The 18,550-nt window shown below is 72.7% G+C and carries 12 protein-coding genes; 4 read left to right on the top strand and 8 right to left on the bottom strand.

What is annotated here, in order from left to right:
- Nucleotide 1 precedes the first annotated feature (1 nt).
- The 7 genes from CBQ26_RS10070 to aceB all read right to left on the bottom strand — a co-directional run bounded on the left by CBQ26_RS10070 (nt 2) and on the right by aceB (nt 9,103).
- Nucleotides 2–1,729: an NAD-dependent malic enzyme gene (locus tag CBQ26_RS10070; protein WP_088248510.1), complete on the bottom strand. Its 1,728-nt coding sequence runs from the start codon at nt 1,727–1,729 to the stop codon at nt 2–4.
- Nucleotides 1,726–2,496, bottom strand: a complete 771-nt coding sequence (allE, locus tag CBQ26_RS10065; protein WP_088248509.1) for a (S)-ureidoglycine aminohydrolase — start codon at nt 2,494–2,496, stop codon at nt 1,726–1,728. Before allE ends, CBQ26_RS10070 begins: the two co-directional genes overlap by 4 nt.
- A complete protein-coding gene (locus CBQ26_RS10060; protein ID WP_088248508.1) occupies nt 2,493–3,866 on the bottom strand; it encodes an allantoinase in 1,374 nt (457 codons plus the stop codon). The genes allE and CBQ26_RS10060 overlap by 4 nt, the downstream gene beginning before the upstream one ends.
- Nucleotides 3,866–5,107: an allantoate amidohydrolase gene (locus CBQ26_RS10055; RefSeq protein ID WP_088248507.1), complete on the bottom strand. Its 1,242-nt coding sequence runs from the start codon at nt 5,105–5,107 to the stop codon at nt 3,866–3,868. Before CBQ26_RS10055 ends, CBQ26_RS10060 begins: the two co-directional genes overlap by 1 nt.
- The gene (locus CBQ26_RS10050) at nt 5,100–6,521 is read right to left on the bottom strand and encodes an aldolase/citrate lyase/malate synthase family protein (RefSeq protein WP_088248506.1); all 1,422 of its coding nucleotides are present in this window, start codon (nt 6,519–6,521) and stop codon (nt 5,100–5,102) included. Before CBQ26_RS10050 ends, CBQ26_RS10055 begins: the two co-directional genes overlap by 8 nt.
- An 82-nt stretch (nt 6,522–6,603) precedes the next feature.
- Entirely contained in the window at nt 6,604–7,428 is an 825-nt protein-coding gene (locus tag CBQ26_RS10045; RefSeq protein WP_088248505.1) for an IclR family transcriptional regulator, read from the bottom strand.
- Nucleotides 7,429–7,513: 85 nt separating this feature from the next.
- Nucleotides 7,514–9,103 carry a malate synthase A gene (gene aceB, locus CBQ26_RS10040; protein ID WP_088248504.1) on the bottom strand — a complete coding sequence of 530 codons (1,590 nt, stop codon included), beginning with the start codon at nt 9,101–9,103 and terminating at the stop codon, nt 7,514–7,516.
- Between the two features lie 170 nt (nt 9,104–9,273).
- Here aceB and CBQ26_RS10035 point away from each other — a divergent pair, with 170 nt between their 5' ends.
- The gene (locus tag CBQ26_RS10035; RefSeq protein WP_088248503.1) at nt 9,274–11,736 is read left to right on the top strand and encodes a DUF11 domain-containing protein; all 2,463 of its coding nucleotides are present in this window, start codon (nt 9,274–9,276) and stop codon (nt 11,734–11,736) included.
- Between the two features lie 43 nt (nt 11,737–11,779).
- Here CBQ26_RS10035 and CBQ26_RS10030 read toward each other — a convergent pair whose 3' ends face one another.
- Nucleotides 11,780–12,553, bottom strand: coding sequence for a DeoR/GlpR family DNA-binding transcription regulator (locus CBQ26_RS10030; RefSeq protein ID WP_088248502.1), 774 nt, complete (start codon nt 12,551–12,553; stop codon nt 11,780–11,782).
- Nucleotides 12,554–12,806: 253 nt separating this feature from the next.
- Here CBQ26_RS10030 and ptsP point away from each other — a divergent pair, with 253 nt between their 5' ends.
- From ptsP to CBQ26_RS10015, 3 genes are read left to right on the top strand one after another with little or no spacing between them, the layout of a single operon-like run.
- The gene (gene ptsP / locus CBQ26_RS10025) at nt 12,807–15,299 is read left to right on the top strand and encodes a phosphoenolpyruvate--protein phosphotransferase (protein WP_088248564.1); all 2,493 of its coding nucleotides are present in this window, start codon (nt 12,807–12,809) and stop codon (nt 15,297–15,299) included.
- On the top strand, nt 15,296–16,270 hold the full coding sequence (gene pfkB, locus CBQ26_RS10020; protein WP_088248501.1) for a 1-phosphofructokinase: 975 nt from the start codon (nt 15,296–15,298) through the stop codon (nt 16,268–16,270). Before ptsP ends, pfkB begins: the two co-directional genes overlap by 4 nt.
- A gap of 39 nt (nt 16,271–16,309) precedes the next feature.
- Complete coding sequence (locus CBQ26_RS10015) at nt 16,310–18,151, top strand: PTS fructose-like transporter subunit IIB (RefSeq protein WP_088248500.1); 1,842 nt, start codon at nt 16,310–16,312, stop codon at nt 18,149–18,151.
- Nucleotides 18,152–18,550: the final 399 nt, after the last annotated feature.

The raw sequence follows: 18,550 nt of genomic DNA, 5'->3' as shown, positions 1-18,550 counted from the left end.
ATCAGCTGTCCGTGCGGAACGGCAGGTACGTGGGTTGCCAGAATTTGCGTTTCACGAGGGTGAGCAGTTCGGTGTCGTTCAGGTCGCGGAGGTTGAATTCGGTGGCGACGCCGTCGGTGATGGCCTGCCGGATGACGGCCACGGCGACGTGGATGCTGGCGTGGCTCAGTTCGGCGACGGGCGGGTAGGTGCGGTGGGGCCAGTGCGTCTGGGTGTAGTCGGCGAGGGCGTACGCGGCGGCGGTGACCATGGGGTCGGTGATCTCGCGGACGCGGGCGAGGACGGCGCCGAAGCCCAGGCCGGGGAAGATGAAGGCGTTGTTGCCCTGCCCGATCTCGTGCGTGACGCCCGCGTGCGTGACCGGGTCGAAGGGGCTGCCGGTGGCGACGATGGCCTGGCCGTCCGTCCAGGCGAGAATGTCGGCCGGCAACGCCTCGGCGAAGGCGGTGGGATTGCTGAGCGGGAACACCAGCGGGCGGGGCGTGTTGGTGTGCGCGGCGCGCACGACGGCCTCGCTGAAGATGCCGGCCTGTCCGCTGAGGCCCAGCAGCACGGTGGCTTTCCCCTCACGGATGACGTTTTCGAGGTCCAGTCCGGCCCAGCCGTCTGTGAGGGCGCGTGGCGTGGCGAGGGACTTCTTGTAGTCCTCCATGGGGCGGTCGTCGGTGAGCAGTCCGCGTGAGTCGAGCACGAACACCCGCGCGGCGATCTGTTCATCGCTCAGGCCCTCGCGGCGCATGCCCTCGCGGATGGCGGCGGCCACGCCCGCGCCGCCCGCGCCGGCGCCGTGGACGACCACGACCTGATCCTTCAGCGCCTCGCCCTTGAGTCGGCAGGCGTTCAGGACGCCCGCCAGGACGACCGCGCCGGTGCCCTGGATGTCGTCGTTGAAGCTCGGCACGACCCGCCGGTAGCGGTGCAGGACCGTGAAGGCGGCGTCCTTGCTGAAGTCCTCCCACTGGATGATCGCCTTCGGGTAGCGTTCCAGCGTGGCTTCCACGAAGCGGTCGATGAATCCCAGGTACTCGTGGCCGCTCAGGCGGTCGTGTTTCACGCCCAGGTACGCGGGGTCCTCTCGCAGGTCGGCCCGGCCGGTGCCGACGTCCAGTTCGACCGGCAGGGTCTTGTCCGGCCCGACGCCGCCCGCGACGGTGTACAGCGAGAGTTTCCCGATGCTGATCGCCATGCCCCCGAACCCCTGATCTCCGATGCCCAGAATCGCGCTGGAGTCGGTCGCCACGATGATCCGCACGTCGTTCAGCGGCACGTTCGCCAGCGCCTGCGCGGCCCGGTCGATGTTGCGGGTGCTGAGCGTCAGGCCGCGCGGGTAGCGGTAGATCTGACTGAACTTCTGCACGGCCAGCCCCACGGTGGGCGTGTACACGACGGGCAGCATCTCCTCGACGTGCGCGGACAGCAGCGCGTAGAACAGCACCTCGTTGCGGTCCTGCAGGTTCCGCAGGAATACGTGCCGGTCCAGCGGGTCCGCGATCAGGCGGTACTCGGCGTACTGCCGCTCCACCAGCGCCTCCAGGGTGTCCACCTGCGGCGCGAGCAGCCCGTCCAGGCCCAGCGCCACGCGCTCCTCCTCGGTGAAGGCCGTGCCCTTGTTCAGCAGCGGGTAACGCAGCAGCGGAAAGCCGCGCACCAGCGGGTGCAGGCGGCGGTGGCCGTCCTCGCCGCGTTTCACGTCGTAATGGTCGGTCAGGGGCAGGGTGCGTCGGCTCATCGGGTTCCTCCGGGCAGGACGGTCAGCGGGTGGCGGTTCATGTCCTTGAACAGCAGGTACTTGCTCCACACTTTCCCCAGCGCGCCGTACCACTGCGGGCAGTGGGCGCCCATCCAGATCACGTCGCCGCTCTGGACGGGGTAGTACGCCTCCTGGAGTTTGTACAGGCCCTCGCCTTCCAGCATCAACAGGCCGTGCTCCATGTAATGAATCTCCGGGTACGGCAGGGTCGCGCCTGGCGCGAAACTCATGGTGCTCATCATGAAATCGAAGCGCGGGTCGTCCGGCAGCAACTTGCGGGCGATCAGCCCTTCATCGCCCTCGAACGGCGCGCCTGGATTCTCCCGCTCGTTCCCCCAGCAGACCGGGGGGGCGTCCACGCCCGGCGCCGCCTCGTACGGCTTCTCGAACACCGCCAGTCGCGCGGCCTCCCGCGCCGTCAGGGTGTGCACTGCGCCCGCCGGGAAGAACACGTGATCCGATTCGCGCAGCGTGCGGGCCTCGCCGCCCTCTACCTGCACGTCCACCTCGCCGCTCAGCACGAACACGAAACGCTGATACCCGTGCGCCGACTCGCGCGCCTGCGCCCCGGCGGGCATCTCGGCCGTGAACTGCACGAACCGCGCGCCCAGACCCATCACGGGCGCGATGTGCAGAACGACCGCGCTGCCCGGCCACTCGGCCAGTCCCGTGCGGACGAAGGTTTCGGGCGTGATGACCGCGTGCGCCTCACGCAACACGGAACGGGTGGAACCAAGGTGTTTCATGCCTCTCCTGTGGGATGAATGCCGGGCGTCAGCAGCTGCCCGCGCACGGTGTCGCTGAACTGCGCGCCGGTGGGCGTCTGCGCGAACACGCGCTGGCCGCGCAGGTACGTGGCCTGCACGCGGCCCTGGAAGGTCTGGCCGCGGTAGGGGTTGCCCTGGTGGCGGTCGAACAGTTCGGTGAGCTGGAAGGTCTCGTTCAGGTCGACCAGTGCGAAGTCGGCGTCCAGGCCGACCTCCAGCTGCCCCTTGCCGCCCAGGCGGAAGCGCCGCGCGGGATTCAGGGCACTGACGGCCGCGATCAGTTCCAGCGGCAGGCCCCGCGCCCGGTACCCGCCGTCCAGCAGGACGTTCAGGGTGGACTGCGCGCCGCTGATGCCGCCCCAGATGGCGAAGAAGTCGTCCCCGGTCTTCAGCTCGTGCGGGGCGGGCGAGTGGTCACTGCCGACTGTGTCGATCCGCCCGGCTTTCAGCGCCGCCCAGAGGGCCTCGCGGGTGCCGGCGTCCCGGATGGGCGGCGCGCACTTGAGGAGTGCCCCGACCCGTTCGACGTCCTCCGCGGTCCAGTGGAGGTAGTGGGGGCAGGTCTCGGCGGTGACGTCCACGCCGCGCGCGCGGGCCTCGGCAGCCAGGGCGACGCTGCGCGCGGTGCTGAGGTGCACGAGGTGCAGGGCCGCGCCGGTTTCCTCGGCGAACAGGATCGCGCGGCCCACCGCCTCGGCCTCCGTGACGGGCGGGCGGGAGTCCAGGTAGTCGCGCACGCCCAGCCGCCCGTGCGCGCGGGCTACCTGCGACAGCGTGCGCGTGAAGCCGTCGCTCTCGGCGTGCGTGGCGACGACCAGTCCCAGGCGCCGCGCGGCGCGCAGACCGTCGAACAGCGTGGCGTCGTCGGCGGCCGGAAATTCATCCAGGCCGCTGTGGCTCATGAAGGCCTTGAACCCGATCACGCCGCAGGCGGCGAGGTCGTCCAGTTCGCTCAGGTTCAAAGGCGTCAGGCCGCCCCACAGCCCGAAGTCCAGCCGGGAGTGGGTCTCGCCCGCCGCGCGTTTCGCGTCGAAGGCCGCGCGGTTCAGCAGCGGCGGGCTGGAGTTCAGCGGCATGTCCAGCAGGCTGGTCGCGCCGCCCGCCGCGAGAGCCTGCGTGCCGGTGTCGAAGCCTTCCCAGTGGGTGCGGCCCGGTTCGTTCAGGTGCACGTGGGCGTCCACCACGCCGGGAAAGACGTGCAGGCCCGTCGCGTCGATCTCGGTGCGTGCGGGCGCGAACACGTCCAGCGCGAGGCTGACGATCTGCCCGTCCTCCACGCCCAGGTCCGCCTGGAGGGGGCCGTGCGGCGTGACCAGCGTGCCGCCCCGGATCAGCAGGTCCAGCGCCATCAGCGCGTTCCCTGCGCGGCGAGGTCCTGCACGAACGCCACGCCCAAGCGCAGGGCCGCCTCCACGTCAGCGGGTTCGGCCATCTCGTCCGGGTGGTGGCTCAGGGCGTTCGGGGAGCGCAGGAACAGCATCGCGGCGGGCATCACGTCCGCCAGGATCATGGCGTCGTGCCCGGCCCCGCTCACGAGGTCGGGGGCGAGCTGGCCGACCCGCGCGGCGGCGCGGCGCAGGCCGCCCCGGAAGGCCGGGTCCATCGGGACGGCGGGCTGCGCCATCTTGTGCGTGACGGTCAGGGTCACGCCGCGTTCCCCGGCAAAGCGCCGGGCATCCGCCAGCAGCGTGTCCAGAGCCCCGGCGCGCACCAGGTCATGCTCGTGGCGGATATCCAGCGTGCAGTGCGCCTCGCCGGGAATCACGTTGATCGCGCCGGGCCGGGCGGTCATCACGCCGACCGTGGCGACCAGACCCGGCGTGGCGCGCGCGAGGTCCTCGGCGGCCACCGCGAAGCGCGCCGCGGCGGCCAGCGCGTCCCGGCGGTGGGCCATGGGTGTGGTCCCGGCGTGCGACGCCTGCCCCGCGAAGTCCAGCAGTAGCCGGTCCTGCCCGGCGATGGCGCTCACGACGCCCACGCTGGCCCCCGCCGCCTGCAGCACCGGTCCCTGCTCGATGTGGAATTCCAGGAAGCCCACGCTCTGACCGTTCACCCGCGCGCCGGGCAGCTCGGCCGGGTCCAGCCCGTACGCTTCCAGGGCGCCGCGCACGCTCACGCCGCGCGCGTCCTCCAGGGTCAGCAGCGGGTCCAGCGTGCCGGTCAGGGCGCGGCTCCCGATGAACGGCACGCCGAAGCGCACGCCTTCCTCCTCGCTGAACGCCAGCAGTTCCAGCGCGAACGGCAGCGGCGTGTCCCGCAGCGCCGCCGCGACCGCGAAGGCCAGCGTGACGCCCAGCACACCGTCGAACGCCCCGGCGTTCGGGACGGTGTCCACGTGCGAGCCCAGGTACAGGGTCGGCGCGTCCGGTGAGGGTCCCTCGCGGCGCGCGCGGAGGTTCCCGGCGGCGTCCACGCGCACGCTCAGGCCCAGTTCGTGGGCCCAGGCGCTCAGGTACGCGGTCACGTCCCGCGTGGGGGGGCTCAGGAACGTGCGGGTGATCTCGCCCGGCACCTCGGTCAGGCGCGCGAGGTCCAGGCAGGCGGCGCGGGCGTGGGCGGCCAGCCCGGCGATGGGGTCGATTTCAGTCATGCGGCATCCTTTCAGGTGGGTCGGTGAGGTTCAACCGCGCCGCCTCGGCCGGTAAGTACGCGGGCGGCGCGGCGCTCAGGACGAGGTGGTCGAGCAACTGCGCCTCGGGCGCGTCATCCGGAGCGAGGCGGCGGCGCAGCGCCCGGTAGGTGTCGGGCGTGAGGGTACCGCCCCCGCCGAGGGGCGCGCGGACCGTCACCCACTGCCACAGCAGCGCGCGCGCGAGTTCCGCCGTGGCGGTGTCCTCGATGCGCCCCCCGCGCGTCACGACGCCCTGTCCGGCCAGCCACGCGCGGAACACGTCCAGCGCGAGACCTGCCGTGTCCAGCACCTCGGCCCCGTCGAGCGGGCCAGGGTGGGGGAGGTCCAGCAGGCGCGCGCTCGTGACGGGAGCCACATCTGAAGCGGCCGCCGGGGCGCGCAGACCCTCCCGCACGGCGTCCAGCAGTTCCGGCAGGCCCGCCCAGGCACCCTGGAAGCCCTGCGCGGCCTCACGGGCCTTGTCGGCCCGCACGGCAGCCAGCGCGGGCTGCGGGTCGCTGGAGTCCGGGGCGACGGCCGCCGTGCCGCCCACCGCCTGCGCCCCGCGCGCCCGGCACACGTCCACCAGCGCCTGCGCGTAGGCTTGCATGGCGTCCAGATCCATGCCCAGGCCTGCGCGTGGCGGAACCGGGCGGCCCAGATCCGCGCCCACCGTCTTCACGAGGCTGAACACGTAGTCCCAGCGCCCGGCGTTCAGCCCGAACGCCCAGTCACGCAGCGTGAACAGCAGCGCGTCGGCGGCCAGCAGGCCAGGGAACGTCTCGATCTGCAGGCAGACGCGCAGCGTGCCGCGCCCCAGGCCCAGGTGCCCTTCGGCCAGCGCCAGCGCGTCGGCCCAGACCTGCGCCTGCGCCACGGACTCCAGTTTCGGCAGGTACAGGTGAGGTGCGCGGCCCGCCCCGGCCGTCAGCCCTGCTCCTGCGGTGAGAAGCGCGGCGAGGTCGCACAGCGCCGCCCGGCCCGGCTGCCCACCGAAAGGTTCGTGCGCCTCCAGCGCGTACAGCGCCCGTGGCCGGGCCAGCAGTGGCACTGGGGCCGCCAGCCACTCCGGCAGCGCCCCGTACGCCGCCGCCACGTTCGCGCGGGTGGGCGAGAAAGTGTCGTCGAAGTCGATCACGACCGCGTTCGCCCCGCTGGTCAGGGCGGCGCGCAGGGCGTGCAGGTCGCTGGCCTCCACGATCAGTTCCGCCCGGCCCGGCCGCAGGTCGGCGGGCACGGGCGCGGCGCGGTACTCCGGCAGGAATTCGGGGACAGCCGGCGCGGTGTGGGCCAGGCCGGGGCCGTCCAGCTGGGCGCAGCGGTCGGCCAGGGCCACGTGCAGCCGTTCGGCCAGGGCGCGGGCGGCGGGAGAGAGGAGAGGCGCGGCGCTCATGCGCGCCCGCCGGTGGAAGGAATCGCCATGCGCCGCAGCATAGGCCGCGCGCCGTGGATCGGGCGCCACCCGTCCAGCCCACTCAACCTGTCCAGCCCAGCCGCGCCCCGATCCGCGCGGCCGCCCCCTGCGCCGCCGCCAGGAAGCGCGGCACGTCGGCGGGCGTCAGGCGGGACGTGGGCGCCGAGACGCTCAGGGCCGCCGCGACCCCGCCGTCCGCGCCGCGGACCGGGACGGCCACGCAGCGCACGCCGAGTTCGCGTTCCTGATCGTCCAGCGCGTAGCCCTGCTCGCGCACGCGGGCCAGGGCGTCCAGCACGGCGGCCGGTGTGGTCAGGGTATGCGGCGTGAACGGTACCAGGGGCGCGGTCTCCAGCGCGGCGCGCACCTCGGCCGGGTCGCGCGGGGCCAGCAGCACCTTGCCCACGCCCGAGGCGTGCAGCGGCGCGCCCGCCCCGACCCGCGTGAACATCCGCACCAGTTGCGGACCCTCCACCTGATACACGTACGCGGCTTCCAGGCCCGTCTCGCCGTGCGGGCGCAGCACCGCGAGGTTCACGCTCTCGCCCAGTTGGGCGACCAGGGCGCGCATCTCGGCCGCCGCCGCGCCGGTCAGCGCCTGCGCGGCGTCGAAGGCCATGCCCACCTGATAGGCGCGCAGGCCCACCCGGTACAGTCCGGACACCTCGTCCCAGTCCGCGAAGCCCTGCTGCCGCAGCGTCTCCAGCAGCCGCGAGGCGGTGCTGGGGGACAGGCCGGCGGCGCGCGCCACCTGCGACAGTGTCGCCTCGCGCAGCCCGGCGAGCGCCCACAGCACGCCCAGCCCGCGTTCCAGGGTGCGGACGCTGCCGGGCGCTTCCGCGCCGCGCGCCCGGCCCGCGCGGGCGCGCGGTTCCTCGCTGCTCATACGGACTCCGGTTGAAGGGACTGCAACGCCCGCCGGGTCCGGGCGGATGCGACTCGTAGGGCTGCTCCGCAGAGTGGAATCCGTCTCAGGCCAGCGCCTCGTAGCCGGGCAGGGTCAGGAAGTCCATCAGCGGGGACTGCGTGGCGGTCTGGCGGAACAGGCGCGCGGCGTCTGCGAAGTCCGCTCCCAGCTTGCTGCTTTCCTCGTCGTACAGCGCGTCGAACAGGTCCGGGGTCAGGGTGCGTCCGTCGTCCAGGGTGACGCCCTGCGCGCGCCACTGCCACAGCTGCGCGCGGCTGATCTCGGCGGTCGCGGCGTCCTCCATCAGGTTGTGGATGGGCACGGCGCCCGACCCGCGCAGCCACGCCGCGAGGTACTGGATGCCCACGTTCATGTTCACGCGCACGCCGGCCTCGGTCACCGTGCCGTCCGGGGGGGTCAGCAGGTCGTCGGCGGTGACGGTCAGGTCCATCTGCTTGTCGCTGCCGATCTGGTTGGGTTCGGGCATCAGGCGGTCGAACACCTCGGTCGCCAGGGCCACCATGCCCGGGTGCGCGACCCAGGTGCCGTCGTGCCCGTTCGTCGCCTCGCGTTCCTTGTCGAGGCGGACCTGCTCGAAGGCGGCGGCGTTCTTTGCCTCGTCGCCCTTGACCGGGATGAAGGCGCTCATGCCGCCGATGGCGGGCGCGCCGCGCCGGTGGCAGGTCCGGATGGCGAGGCGGCTGTACGCCTGCATCATGGGTACGGCCATCGTGACCTTCGCGCGGTCCGGCAGCACGTGCCCCGGCTGGTTACGCAGCTTCTTGATGTAACTGAAGATGTAGTCCCAGCGGCCGCAGTTCAGTCCGGCCGAGTGGTCACGCAACTCGTACAGGATCTCGTCCATCTCGAAGGCCGCGAGGATCGTCTCGATCAGCACCGTGCCCTTCATGACACCGTGATCCAGGCCGAGTGTGGCCTCGGCGTGCGTGAACACGTCGTTCCACAGCCGCGCCTCGAGGTGCGATTCCATCTTGGGCAGGTAGAAGTACGGCCCGGAGCCGCGCGCGAGCAGTTCCGCCGCGTTGTGGAAGGCGTACAGCCCGAAGTCGAACAACGCCCCGAACACGGTCTGACCGTCCACCTGGACGTGCTTTTCCGGCAGGTGCCAGCCGCGCGGGCGGACGAGCAGCACCGCCGTCTTCTCGTTCAGCTGGTACGTCTTGCCGTTCGTTTCGAGGCGGATGGTGCGGCGCACGGCGTCGCGCAGGTTGATCTGGCCGTCCACGCAGTTCTCCCAGGTGGGCGAGGAGGCGTCCTCGAAGTCGGCCATGAACACCCGCGCGCCGCTGTTCAGCGCGTTGATGATCATCTTGCGGTCCACCGGGCCGGTGATCTCCACCCGGCGGTCGCGCAGGTCGGCGGGCAGCGGCGCGATCCGCCAGTCGCCTTCACGGACGTGCGCGGTCTCCGGCAGGAAGTCCGGGCGTTCCCCGGCGTCCAGGCGTTCCTGGCGGGCCTCGCGCGCGGCCATCAGTTCCTGGCGGCGGCCCTCGAAGCGGCGGTGCAGGTCGGCCACGAACGCCAGCGCCTCGGGGGTCAGGATCTCGCGCTGCGCGCCAGTGACGGGCGCGGTGATGGTCATGCCGGCGGGCAGGTCGGTCAGGGGGGTCGGCTGTGTCGTGGACTGGGTCATGGGAGTCTCCTCGGGCGCGGCAGGTTTTTCAGTTGATGAACTTGAATTTCACTGTACGGGAATTGCCTCTGGTCTGTGAAGGCCTGCAGGGTGTGTCCGGCGCAGGAACAGGCCCGCGCCGGCCGGTCTTAAGCAAGGCGGTTGTCAGAACCCCGAGACATACTGTGTTTATGCGCCCCGCCCGCCTCGCCCTGCTGACCGCTGCCCTCTGCGGAGTGTTGCTGCCGTCCCTGGCCGCCGCGCAGAGCGCCGCCTGCGCCCTGCCGGGCCGCGACGGACCCACCTACGTGCGCAACACCTACTACCCCGGCAGCGGCACCGCCAGCGCGGCGGGCCGCACCCTGAACCTGGGCACGCTGCGCAGCGGCGCCGACGCCGCGACCGCGCCCCTCACGCCGGGTGACCTGGTCTTCGTCATCCAGATGCAGGACGGCGTGCTGAACAACTCCAACTCGGTCGCGTACGGCAACGGCAGCACGGGCCGGGGCGTGACTGACCTGCGCGGCGCTGGCCGCTACGAGTTCGGGGTCGTGACGGCCGTCAGCGGCGCGGTCGTGACGCTGCGCGACCCGCTGCGTTACACCTACGAGTCCGGTCCCGCCACCGCCAGCGCCGCGCGCCGCTCCTTTCAGGTGTTGCGGGTGCCGCAGCACTCCGCGCTGACCCTGAGCGGCACGGTCCGCCCGCCCGTCTGGAACGGCGAGACGGGCGGCGTCGTCGTGTTCGACGTGGCCGGCACCCTCAACATGGGCGGGGCGACCGTGGACGCCAGCGCCGCCGGATTCCGGGGCGGCGGCTCGTTCGTGGGGGGCGTCATCAGTGGTGCCAACGCTCAGGATTATGCGGGTGCCTACACCACGATCACCTCGCGCGGCGCCATGAAGGGCGAAGGGCACGCCGGGACGCCCACCCTGGTGCGCGGCGCGACCGTGACCGGCGGGTACACCGGCACGCCGTCCGGACTGGCGGCCGGTGACCTGGGCTATCCCGGCGGCCTGACCGTCGCGCGCGGCGCGCCCGGCAACGCGGGCGGCGGCGGCACCCAGCACAACGCGGGCGGCGGTGGCGGCGGGAACGTCGGGACGGGCGGCACCGGCGGCTGGAGTTACGGCGTGTACCGCACGCAGGCGCAGTACGACGCGCTGGCCGCGAACGTGAAGGCTGCCTGCCGCACCCTGACGTCCGGCGCGACCACCTATTACGCCTGCCAGGGTGACGGGTCGCGCGAGGTGGGCGGACTGGGCGGGCAGGGCCTCGCGCCGGACGCCACGCGTCTGTTCGCGGGCGGTGGAGGCGGCGCGGGCGACAGCAACAACGCCGCCGACGCACCGAGTACCGCGCAAAGCAGCGGCGGGACAGGGGGCGGCGTGATCTTCATCCGCGCGGGGCGAGTGACGGGCAACGGCGTGCTGCGCTCCAACGGTCAGAACGGCGAACCGGCCGGTCGGGACGCGGCCGGCGGGGGCGGGGCCGGCGGCACGGTCGCGGTGGTCACGACCGCCGGTGTGCTGGCGGGCGTCACGGCGGAGGTCAGGGGCGGCGCAGGTGGCAAGTCGGGATTGCCGCTGCGCGGCAGTGAAACGCAGGGTTCTGGCGCTGGGGGCGGTGGCGGCGCGGTCCTGCTGGCCCAGGGGGTCAGGGTGGGCAGTGCCGACGTGGCAGGGGGCAATCCGGGGTTGAACGAACCCGTAGCGGGCATCACCAATCCGTATGGCGCGCAGGCAGGTGCCGGCGGCACAGGGGAGATCGTCTACGACAACGCTGCGGCCCCGCTGCCGGGCCTGTGTACGCCCGCGCTGACCGTCACCAAGACCACCGCGACCCCCACCCGGTTCACGACCAGCACGGCCGCCACGTACACCATCACGGTCAGCAACGCCGCCGGGCGCAGCGAGGCGACCGACGTGACCGTGCAGGACCCGGCCCTCCCGGCCCGCTTCACGTTCGCGCGGACGCAGGCGATCACGCTGGGCGGCGGCGCGACCCGCACGGCCGTCACGGACCCGGCGCCCGGCAGCGCCGCCCCGGCCTGGGGGACGTTCACCCTGCCGGCCGGGGCGGCCGTCAGCGTCACCTTCGACGTGACGCTCGCCGCGCCGGATCCCGCCACGTACCAGAACGCCGCGCAGGCCAGTTACCTCGACCCGGCGCGCACGTCGGCGGCCGGGACGGCCACGGCGACCTTCGACCCGCAGGGCAGCGCGGCTGAGGACGTGACGGTGTTCACGCCGCCGCGCGTGCCGCTCCAGAAATGGGTGCGGAACGTCACGCGCGGCACGCCGTTCGGCACGCAGGGCGGCGGGCAGCCGGGCGATACGCTGGAGTACTGCATCGCCTTCCGGAACGAGGGCGGGTTCGTCGCCGCGAATTTCGCGCTGCGCGACACGATTCCCGCGAACTCGCTGGCGTTGCCGGGCGCGTACGGCACCTCGCCGGCCCCGGCGGGCGCGCCGCTGGGCGTGCGTCTCTCCGCGCAGCAGGTGCAGGCGGGCGAGTTCACGCCCGCTGGCACGGACCTGACGGCCGCCGCCGACGCCGACGCGGCCAGCCTGAGCGCCGGGGGCCTGACATACACCACGGACCTCGCGGCGGGTGCGGGCGGCAGCGTGTGCTTCCGCACGCAGGTCCGCTAGCGGCTGGCCTCATCAGGGACCGTCCGCATGAGGCCAGGGCGGTCTACCGGAGCTGGGGCTGGTGGACCTGCACGCCGTGCGCCTCGAAGGCCGCGCGGGCGTCGGCGGGCGCGTGGTCGGTCACCCAGTCGCGTAGCTGGTCGAAGCGGGCGAAGGTGGCGAAACCGGGCGGTCCCCACTTGCTGCTGTCGGCGATCAGGGCGGTGCGGGTGGACTGCGCGATGATGGCGGCCTTCTGCTGCGCCTCGATCAGGTTGCTGTTGGTGGGGCCGCGCGTGGGGTCGATGCTGGTGCAGCCGACCAGGAACAGGTCGTAGCGGTAGCGGCGGACGGTGTCCAGCGCGTCGGGTCCGGTCAGGCTGAAGGTGCTGCCGTATACCTCGCCGCCCACGACGTACAGCGGGCATTCGCCGTTCAGTTCGTAGGCCACGTCGATGCCGTGCGTGACGACGCGCAGTGTGCGGGTCAGTTCGGGCGTGCGGCGCAGGGCCTGCGCGACGCTGCGGGCGGTGGTGCCGGCGTCGAGGTACACGGTCTGGCCGGGGCGGATCAGGCCCAGTGCGGTCTGGGCGAGGTCGGTCTTGCGGCCCTGGTGGAGGGCGGCGCGGTCCTGGTAGCCCTGGTCCTGGCTGGCGAGGGCGGCGCCGCCGTGCATCTTGCGGATCAGGCCGCGCCGCTCGAGGGTGTCGAGGTCGCGGCGGGTGGTGGCGCCGCTGACCCCGAGGGCCTCGGTCAGGGCGGTGGTGCGCAGGCTGCCGTGCCGGGCGAGCAGGTTCAGGATGCGCTGGAGGCGGTCCTCCGCGAGTGGTGCGTTCATCTGGGACCACTGTAGCGCAGCTCTGAGCAGTTCTGTTCAGGGCTGCGTGAGCGGGCGTCTGGCGGGTGGGGGCAGCGGGATGCGTGGTGGTCGGGGTCTGCGGGCTGTCTGGGCAATGGTGGTGCAGGCCACTTGTCCGCCGGGTCGGCCGGGTCGTATGCTCTGAATTGCTCAAAATTAATCATGATTCGTCAGGAATCACCAGAACTTGAGTGTGGCCGCGCTGCAGGCGGCCCGACCCGAAGGAGGACACATGACCGAACTTCCCGACAGGCTGATCCAGCTGGGCGCGCAGGCCACCAGCAAGGACGACGCCATCACCCAGGTCGCCGCCCTCCTCAGCGGCGCCGGCTACACCGACCCCGCCTACCTGCAGGGCATGCTGACCCGCGAGACCCAGGCGAACACCTACCTCGGCAGCGGAATCGCCATCCCGCACGGCACGCCCGACACCCGCCACCTGATCCACCGCACCGGACTGGCCGTCCTGCAACTCCCGCAGGGCGTCACCTGGGGCGAGGGCGGCGAGCAGGTCCGGCTGGTCATCGGCATCGCCGCCGCCAGCGACGAACACCTCGATATCCTGCGCCGCCTGACCCGCGTCCTGTCCGACGACGACCTCGTCGAGCGGCTGTCCGTCACCCGTGACCCGGCCCAGCTGCGCGCCGCCCTGACCGGCCAGTCCGCCCCGGCCGCCACCGCGACCCAGCCCGCCGCGTCCGTCCTGCCGTTCAGCGCGCAGGTCACGCTGCCCAACCCGCTGGGCATGCACGCCCGCCCCGGCACCGCCCTGGCCAGCCTGGTCCGCCGGCTGGGCGCCCGCGTGCACCTCACGCACGGCGACCGCAGCGCTGACGCCCTGCGCCTGATGGAACTGCTCAGCCTGGGCCTGACGCGCGGCGCGACCTTCACCGTCAGCGCCGACAGCGAACAGGCCCTGCGCGCCGTCACCGACGCCATCCGCGCCGGACTGGGCGACGACCTGAGCGCCCCGGTCGCCGCGCCCGCCGCGCGCCGCGAACCCGACTGGCAGCCCACGCAGGTCGGCGCGACCATCGAGGGTGTCCCCGCCGCCGACGGCCTGGTGATCGGCGAGACCCGCCAGTACGCCGCGCGGCAACTGACCGTCACGGACACGCCCGGCGAGCCCCTGGCCGCCGCCACGCAACTCGATCAGGCGCTCACGGCGGCCGGACGGGAACTCGACCAGACCATCACCGCCACCCGCGAACGCTACGGCGCGGACAAGGCCGCCATCTTCGAGGCGCACCGTGAGCTGCTGTCCGACGAGGGCATCGTGCAGGACACCGTCGCGCTGATCCTCGACGGGCACGGCGCCGCCTGGGCGTACCAGCAGGTCACGCAGGACCGCGTCTCGCAACTGCAACGCCTGGACGACCCCACCCTCGCCGCGCGCGCCGTGGACCTCGGGGACGTGCAGCGCCGTGTGCTGCGCCGCCTGCTGAACCTCGGCGAGGAGAGCGCCTACGAGGGCGGCCCCGCCATCCTGCTCGCCCCGGACCTGACGCCCAGCGACACCGCCCGCCTCGGCCCGGACGCCCTGCTGGGCTTCGTGACCGCGCAGGGCGGCCCGACCAGCCACACCGCCATCATCGCGCGCGGCCTGGGCCTGCCCGCCGTGGTCGCCGCCGGCACCGGCCTGCTGGACGTTCCCGACGGTACGCCCGCCATCCTGGACGGCAGCGCCGGCCGCCTGTACCTGAACCCCAGCGACACGGACCTCCAGTCCGCCCGCGCCCGGCAGGCCGCCCTGAACGCCGAACGCGAGCAGGCCCGCGCGGCCCGACACCAGCCCGGCGCGACCCGCGACGGCGCGCCCGTCGAGATCGCCGCGAACATCAACCGCGCCGCCGACGCGCCCGCCGCGCTGGACGCCGGCGCGCAGGGCGTGGGCCTGATGCGCACCGAGTTCCTGTTCCTGGAACGCGACAGCGTGCCCACCGAGGACGAACAGGAACGCGAGTACCGCGCCATGGCGCAGGCCATGGACGGCCGGCCCCTGATCATCCGCACGCTCGACATCGGCGGCGACAAGGAAGTGCCGTACCTGGGCCTGGAACGCGAGGACAACTCCTTCCTGGGTCTGCGCGGCATCCGCCTGTGCTTCGAGCGCCCGGACCTGTTCATGCCGCAGCTGCGCGCCGTCGCCCGCGTGGCCAAGGACCACCCGAACGTGCACGTCATGTTCCCCATGATCAGCACCCTCGAGGACTTCCGCCGCGCCCGCGCCCTGCTCGACGGCGTGCGCGAGGAACTCGGCGTGGGCCGCATCCCGCTCGGCGTGATGATCGAGGTGCCGTCCGCCGCGCTGCTCGCGCCGCTGCTGGCCGCCGAGGTGGACTTCTTCAGCGTCGGCACGAACGACCTGACCCAGTACACCCTCGCCATGGACCGCCTGCACCCGCAACTGGCCCGCCAGACCGACGCGATGCACCCGGCCGTGCTGCAACTCATCAAGCTGACCGTGGACGCCGCCGAGGCGCACGGCCGGTGGGTCGGCGTGTGCGGCGGCGCCGCCGGGGACGAGGTCGGCGCGCTGATCCTGACCGGACTGGGCGTGCGGGAACTGTCGGTCAGCCCGCCGCAGATTCCAGCCGTGAAGGCCGCGCTGCGCCAGCACGACCTGCCCGCCCTGCGCGCCCTGGCTGCCCAGGCGCTCGCGCAGCCGAACGCCGAGGCCGTGCGCGCCCTCGTGCACGCCGGGACCGGGAAGGGCCGCGCATGACCGCCCGCCCCGGCCGGGTCGTGACCCTGACGCTGAACCCCGCCCTGGACCTGACCGTCCGCGCGGACGGCTGGCAGCGCGGACAGGTGAACGCCGGGCAGGACCTGCACCAGACCGCCGGAGGCAAGGGCGTGAACGTCGCCAGCATCCTCGCGGACTGGAGCCGGGCCGCGCAGGGGGACACGCTGGGCGTCACCGCCACCGGCCTGCTCGGCCGCGACAACGCCGCGCCCTTCGAGGCCCTGCTGCGCGACAAGGGCGTCACGGACGCCTTCGTGCGCGTGAACGGCGCGACCCGCGTGGGCATCAAACTCGTGGACGGCGCGGCGCAGGAGACCACCGACCTCAACCTGCCGGGCCTGAGCGCCACGCCGGCCACCCTGGCCGAACTGGACGCGGTCCTCACCCGCCTGGGCGCCGACGCCGACGTGGTCGTCCTCGCCGGCAGCCTCCCGCCCGGCGTGCCCGCCGACCACTACGCCACCCTGACCGCCGGACTGCGCCGCGCCGGTGTGTTCGTCGCGCTCGACACCAGCGGCCCGGCCCTGAACGCCGCGCTCGCCGCGCCGGTCCTGCCGGACCTGATCAAACCCAACATCCACGAACTGGAAACCGCGCTGGGCCGACCCCTGACGGGTGACGCCGAGATCCTCGCCGCCGCCCGCACGCTGCTCGACCGTGGCGCGCGGACCGTGGCCGTCTCGCAGGGCGAACGCGGCGCGCTGATCGTCACGGCCGCCGGGGCGGTGTTCGCCCGGCCGCCGCGCGTCACGGTCGTCAGTACCGTCGGCGCCGGTGACGCCATGGTCGCCGGCCTGATCAGCGCCCACCTGGACGGCCTGGACCCGGCAGCCGCCGCGCGGCGCGCCACGGCCTTCAGCGCCGGCACCATCACCCTCCTCGGCCCGCACCTGCCCGCCCCCGCCGATCTGAACGCCCTGAGCGCGCAGGTCGAGGTCACGACCGCCTGATGCCCCCTTCCCGCCCGTTCCGCCCACAGGAGTTCCCCCATGGCTAACATCGTCGCAGTCACGGCCTGCCCCACCGGCATCGCCCACACCTTCATGGCCGCCGAAGCGCTGCGCCGCGCCGCCCAGGCCGCCGGCCACACCCTGCGGGTCGAAACGCAGGGCAGCGTCGGCACGCAGGACGCCCTGAGCGCCGCCGAGATCGCCGCCGCCGACGCCGTGATCCTCGCCGCCGACGTGAACGTCGACGAGGCGCGCTTCGCCGGGAAGATCATCATCCGCGCCAGCACCCGCGAGGTCATCGCGGACGCCGCCGCCCAGATTGCCCGCGCCACCACCGGCACGCCCGCCGCCACACCCGCCCCCACGCCCACCGCTGCCGCCCCCTCTGCCGGCGGCCCGCTGCACGTGGTCGGCATCACCGCCTGCCCCACCGGCATCGCGCACACCTTCATGGCCGCCGAAGGTCTGGAAGGCGGCGCCAAAAAACTCGGACACACCGTCAAGATCGAGACGCAAGGTAGCGTCGGCGCCGGCAACGCCCTGACACCCGACGACATCGCCCGCGCCGATCTGGTCGTCATCGCCGCCGACACGAACGTGGACCTCAGCCGCTTTACCGGCAAGCGCGTGTACGTGACCGGCACCAAACCCGCCATCCGTGACGGCGCGGCCGTCGTCACCACCGCCCTCGCCCAGGCGACCGTGCACGGCGCGTCCGCCAGCGGCGCGGACGCCGGCAGCCCCGACTTCGTCGCGCAGGCCGCCGCCGCGAAGGCCAGCAAGAACGCGGGCGTTCCCGCCTTCTACAAGCACCTGATGACCGGCGTATCGCACATGCTGCCCTTCGTGGTCGCGGGCGGTCTGCTGATCGCCCTGGCGTTCGCCATCGGCTCGTTCCAGTTCGGGGATCAGGGCATCTTCATCTACGAGGACAAGTACGCCGGCACGCTCGGCAACACCCTGTTCAAGATCGGCGCGAACGGCGCGTTCGGGCTGTTCGTGCCGGTCCTCGCCGGGTACATCGCCTTCTCGATCGCCGACCGGCCCGGCCTGGCGCCCGGCATGATCGGCGGCTTCCTGGCCGGCCTGACCGGCAGCGGCTTCCTGGGCGGCATCATCGCCGGCTTCCTGGCCGGGTACATCGTGCTGTGGCTGACCCGTTCCATCAAACTGCCCCGCACCCTCGAGGGCCTGAAACCCACGCTGCTGCTGCCGCTGCTGGGCACCCTGGCCGTGGGCCTGCTGATGATGTTCGTGATCGGCCAGCCCGTCGCCGCTGCCCTGACCGGCCTGACCACCTGGCTGCAGGGCCTGGGCAACACCAGCGCCGGCCTGCTGGGCGCGCTGCTGGGCGCCATGATGGCCTTCGACATGGGCGGCCCCATCAACAAGGCCGCGTACACCTTCAGCACCGGCCTGCTGGGCGCCAAGGTGTACGGCCCCATCGCGGCCGTCATGGCCGCCGGCATGACCCCGCCCCTGGCACTGTTCCTGGCGACGCTGATCTTCAAGAACCGCTTCACGAAAGACGAGGTCGAGGCCGGCAAGGCGGCCGGCGTGCTGGGCGTGTCGTTCATCACCGAGGGCGCCATTCCCTTCGCGGCCCGTGACCCGCTGCGCGTCATTCCGGCCCTGATCGCCGGCAGCGCCGCCGCCGGCGCGATCAGCATGGCCGCCGGCTGCCTGCTGCGCGCCCCGCACGGCGGCATCTTCGTACTGTTCATCCCGAACGCCGTGACGAACCTGCCCATGTACGTGGTCGCCATCCTGGCCGGCACGGTGGTCAGCACCGTCATGCTGGGCATCCTGAAAAGGCCCCTCGGCGCCGACGGCCTGCCCCTCGTGAAGGGCGCGCCCCAGGCCGCGAACGCCGCCGACTGAACACGGACGCGAGTAGCCGGGGAGAGGGAGGGTCCACCAGCGCGGGTGCCCTCCCTTTCCCCTCTACCAAAAGGGACGGCAGTGCCCCTGCCTTCAGGTTCGAAGGAATTCCGTGCCATCTCTTTGGAGATGGCGCTTTTACGCAGGGGGCTGTAGGGAACGAAACCGCTGAGGCTGGTGATTCGGTTCAGCTGCGCGGTGATGATGCTGTGCGGTAGGCTGGGCGTGCGAGGCATAGTCATACGGACTCCGATTGAAGGGGCTGCGAAGCCCGCCCGGTCCGAGCGGATGCGAGTAGGAGAGAAACGCCCCTCCGGACGTGGAGCCGGCAGGAGCGGTGAAGTTCCGGATTGCCAGCGAAACAAAAGGCAGTCCGGATCACTTCGCATCAAGGCCCAT

The sequence above is a fragment of the Deinococcus indicus genome, assembly GCF_002198095.1.
Classification (GTDB): Bacteria; Deinococcota; Deinococci; order Deinococcales; family Deinococcaceae; genus Deinococcus; species Deinococcus caeni.
This window is presented reverse-complemented; position numbering and strand designations above follow the sequence as displayed.

Bases quoted from the DNA above. Each gene is read 5' to 3' on its own strand.
- CBQ26_RS10070 (WP_088248510.1), bottom strand. From the start codon at position 1,729: ATGAGCCGACGCACCCTGCCCCTGACCGACCATTACGACGTGAAACGC.
- allE (WP_088248509.1), bottom strand. From the start codon at position 2,496: ATGAAACACCTTGGTTCCACCCGTTCCGTGTTGCGTGAGGCGCACGCG.
- CBQ26_RS10060 (WP_088248508.1), bottom strand. From the start codon at position 3,866: ATGGCGCTGGACCTGCTGATCCGGGGCGGCACGCTGGTCACGCCGCAC.
- CBQ26_RS10055 (WP_088248507.1), bottom strand. From the start codon at position 5,107: ATGACTGAAATCGACCCCATCGCCGGGCTGGCCGCCCACGCCCGCGCC.
- CBQ26_RS10050 (WP_088248506.1), bottom strand. From the start codon at position 6,521: ATGAGCGCCGCGCCTCTCCTCTCTCCCGCCGCCCGCGCCCTGGCCGAA.
- CBQ26_RS10045 (WP_088248505.1), bottom strand. From the start codon at position 7,428: ATGAGCAGCGAGGAACCGCGCGCCCGCGCGGGCCGGGCGCGCGGCGCG.
- aceB (WP_088248504.1), bottom strand. From the start codon at position 9,103: ATGACCCAGTCCACGACACAGCCGACCCCCCTGACCGACCTGCCCGCC.
- CBQ26_RS10035 (WP_088248503.1), top strand. From the start codon at position 9,274: ATGCGCCCCGCCCGCCTCGCCCTGCTGACCGCTGCCCTCTGCGGAGTG.
- CBQ26_RS10030 (WP_088248502.1), bottom strand. From the start codon at position 12,553: ATGAACGCACCACTCGCGGAGGACCGCCTCCAGCGCATCCTGAACCTG.
- ptsP (WP_088248564.1), top strand. From the start codon at position 12,807: ATGACCGAACTTCCCGACAGGCTGATCCAGCTGGGCGCGCAGGCCACC.
- pfkB (WP_088248501.1), top strand. From the start codon at position 15,296: ATGACCGCCCGCCCCGGCCGGGTCGTGACCCTGACGCTGAACCCCGCC.
- CBQ26_RS10015 (WP_088248500.1), top strand. From the start codon at position 16,310: ATGGCTAACATCGTCGCAGTCACGGCCTGCCCCACCGGCATCGCCCAC.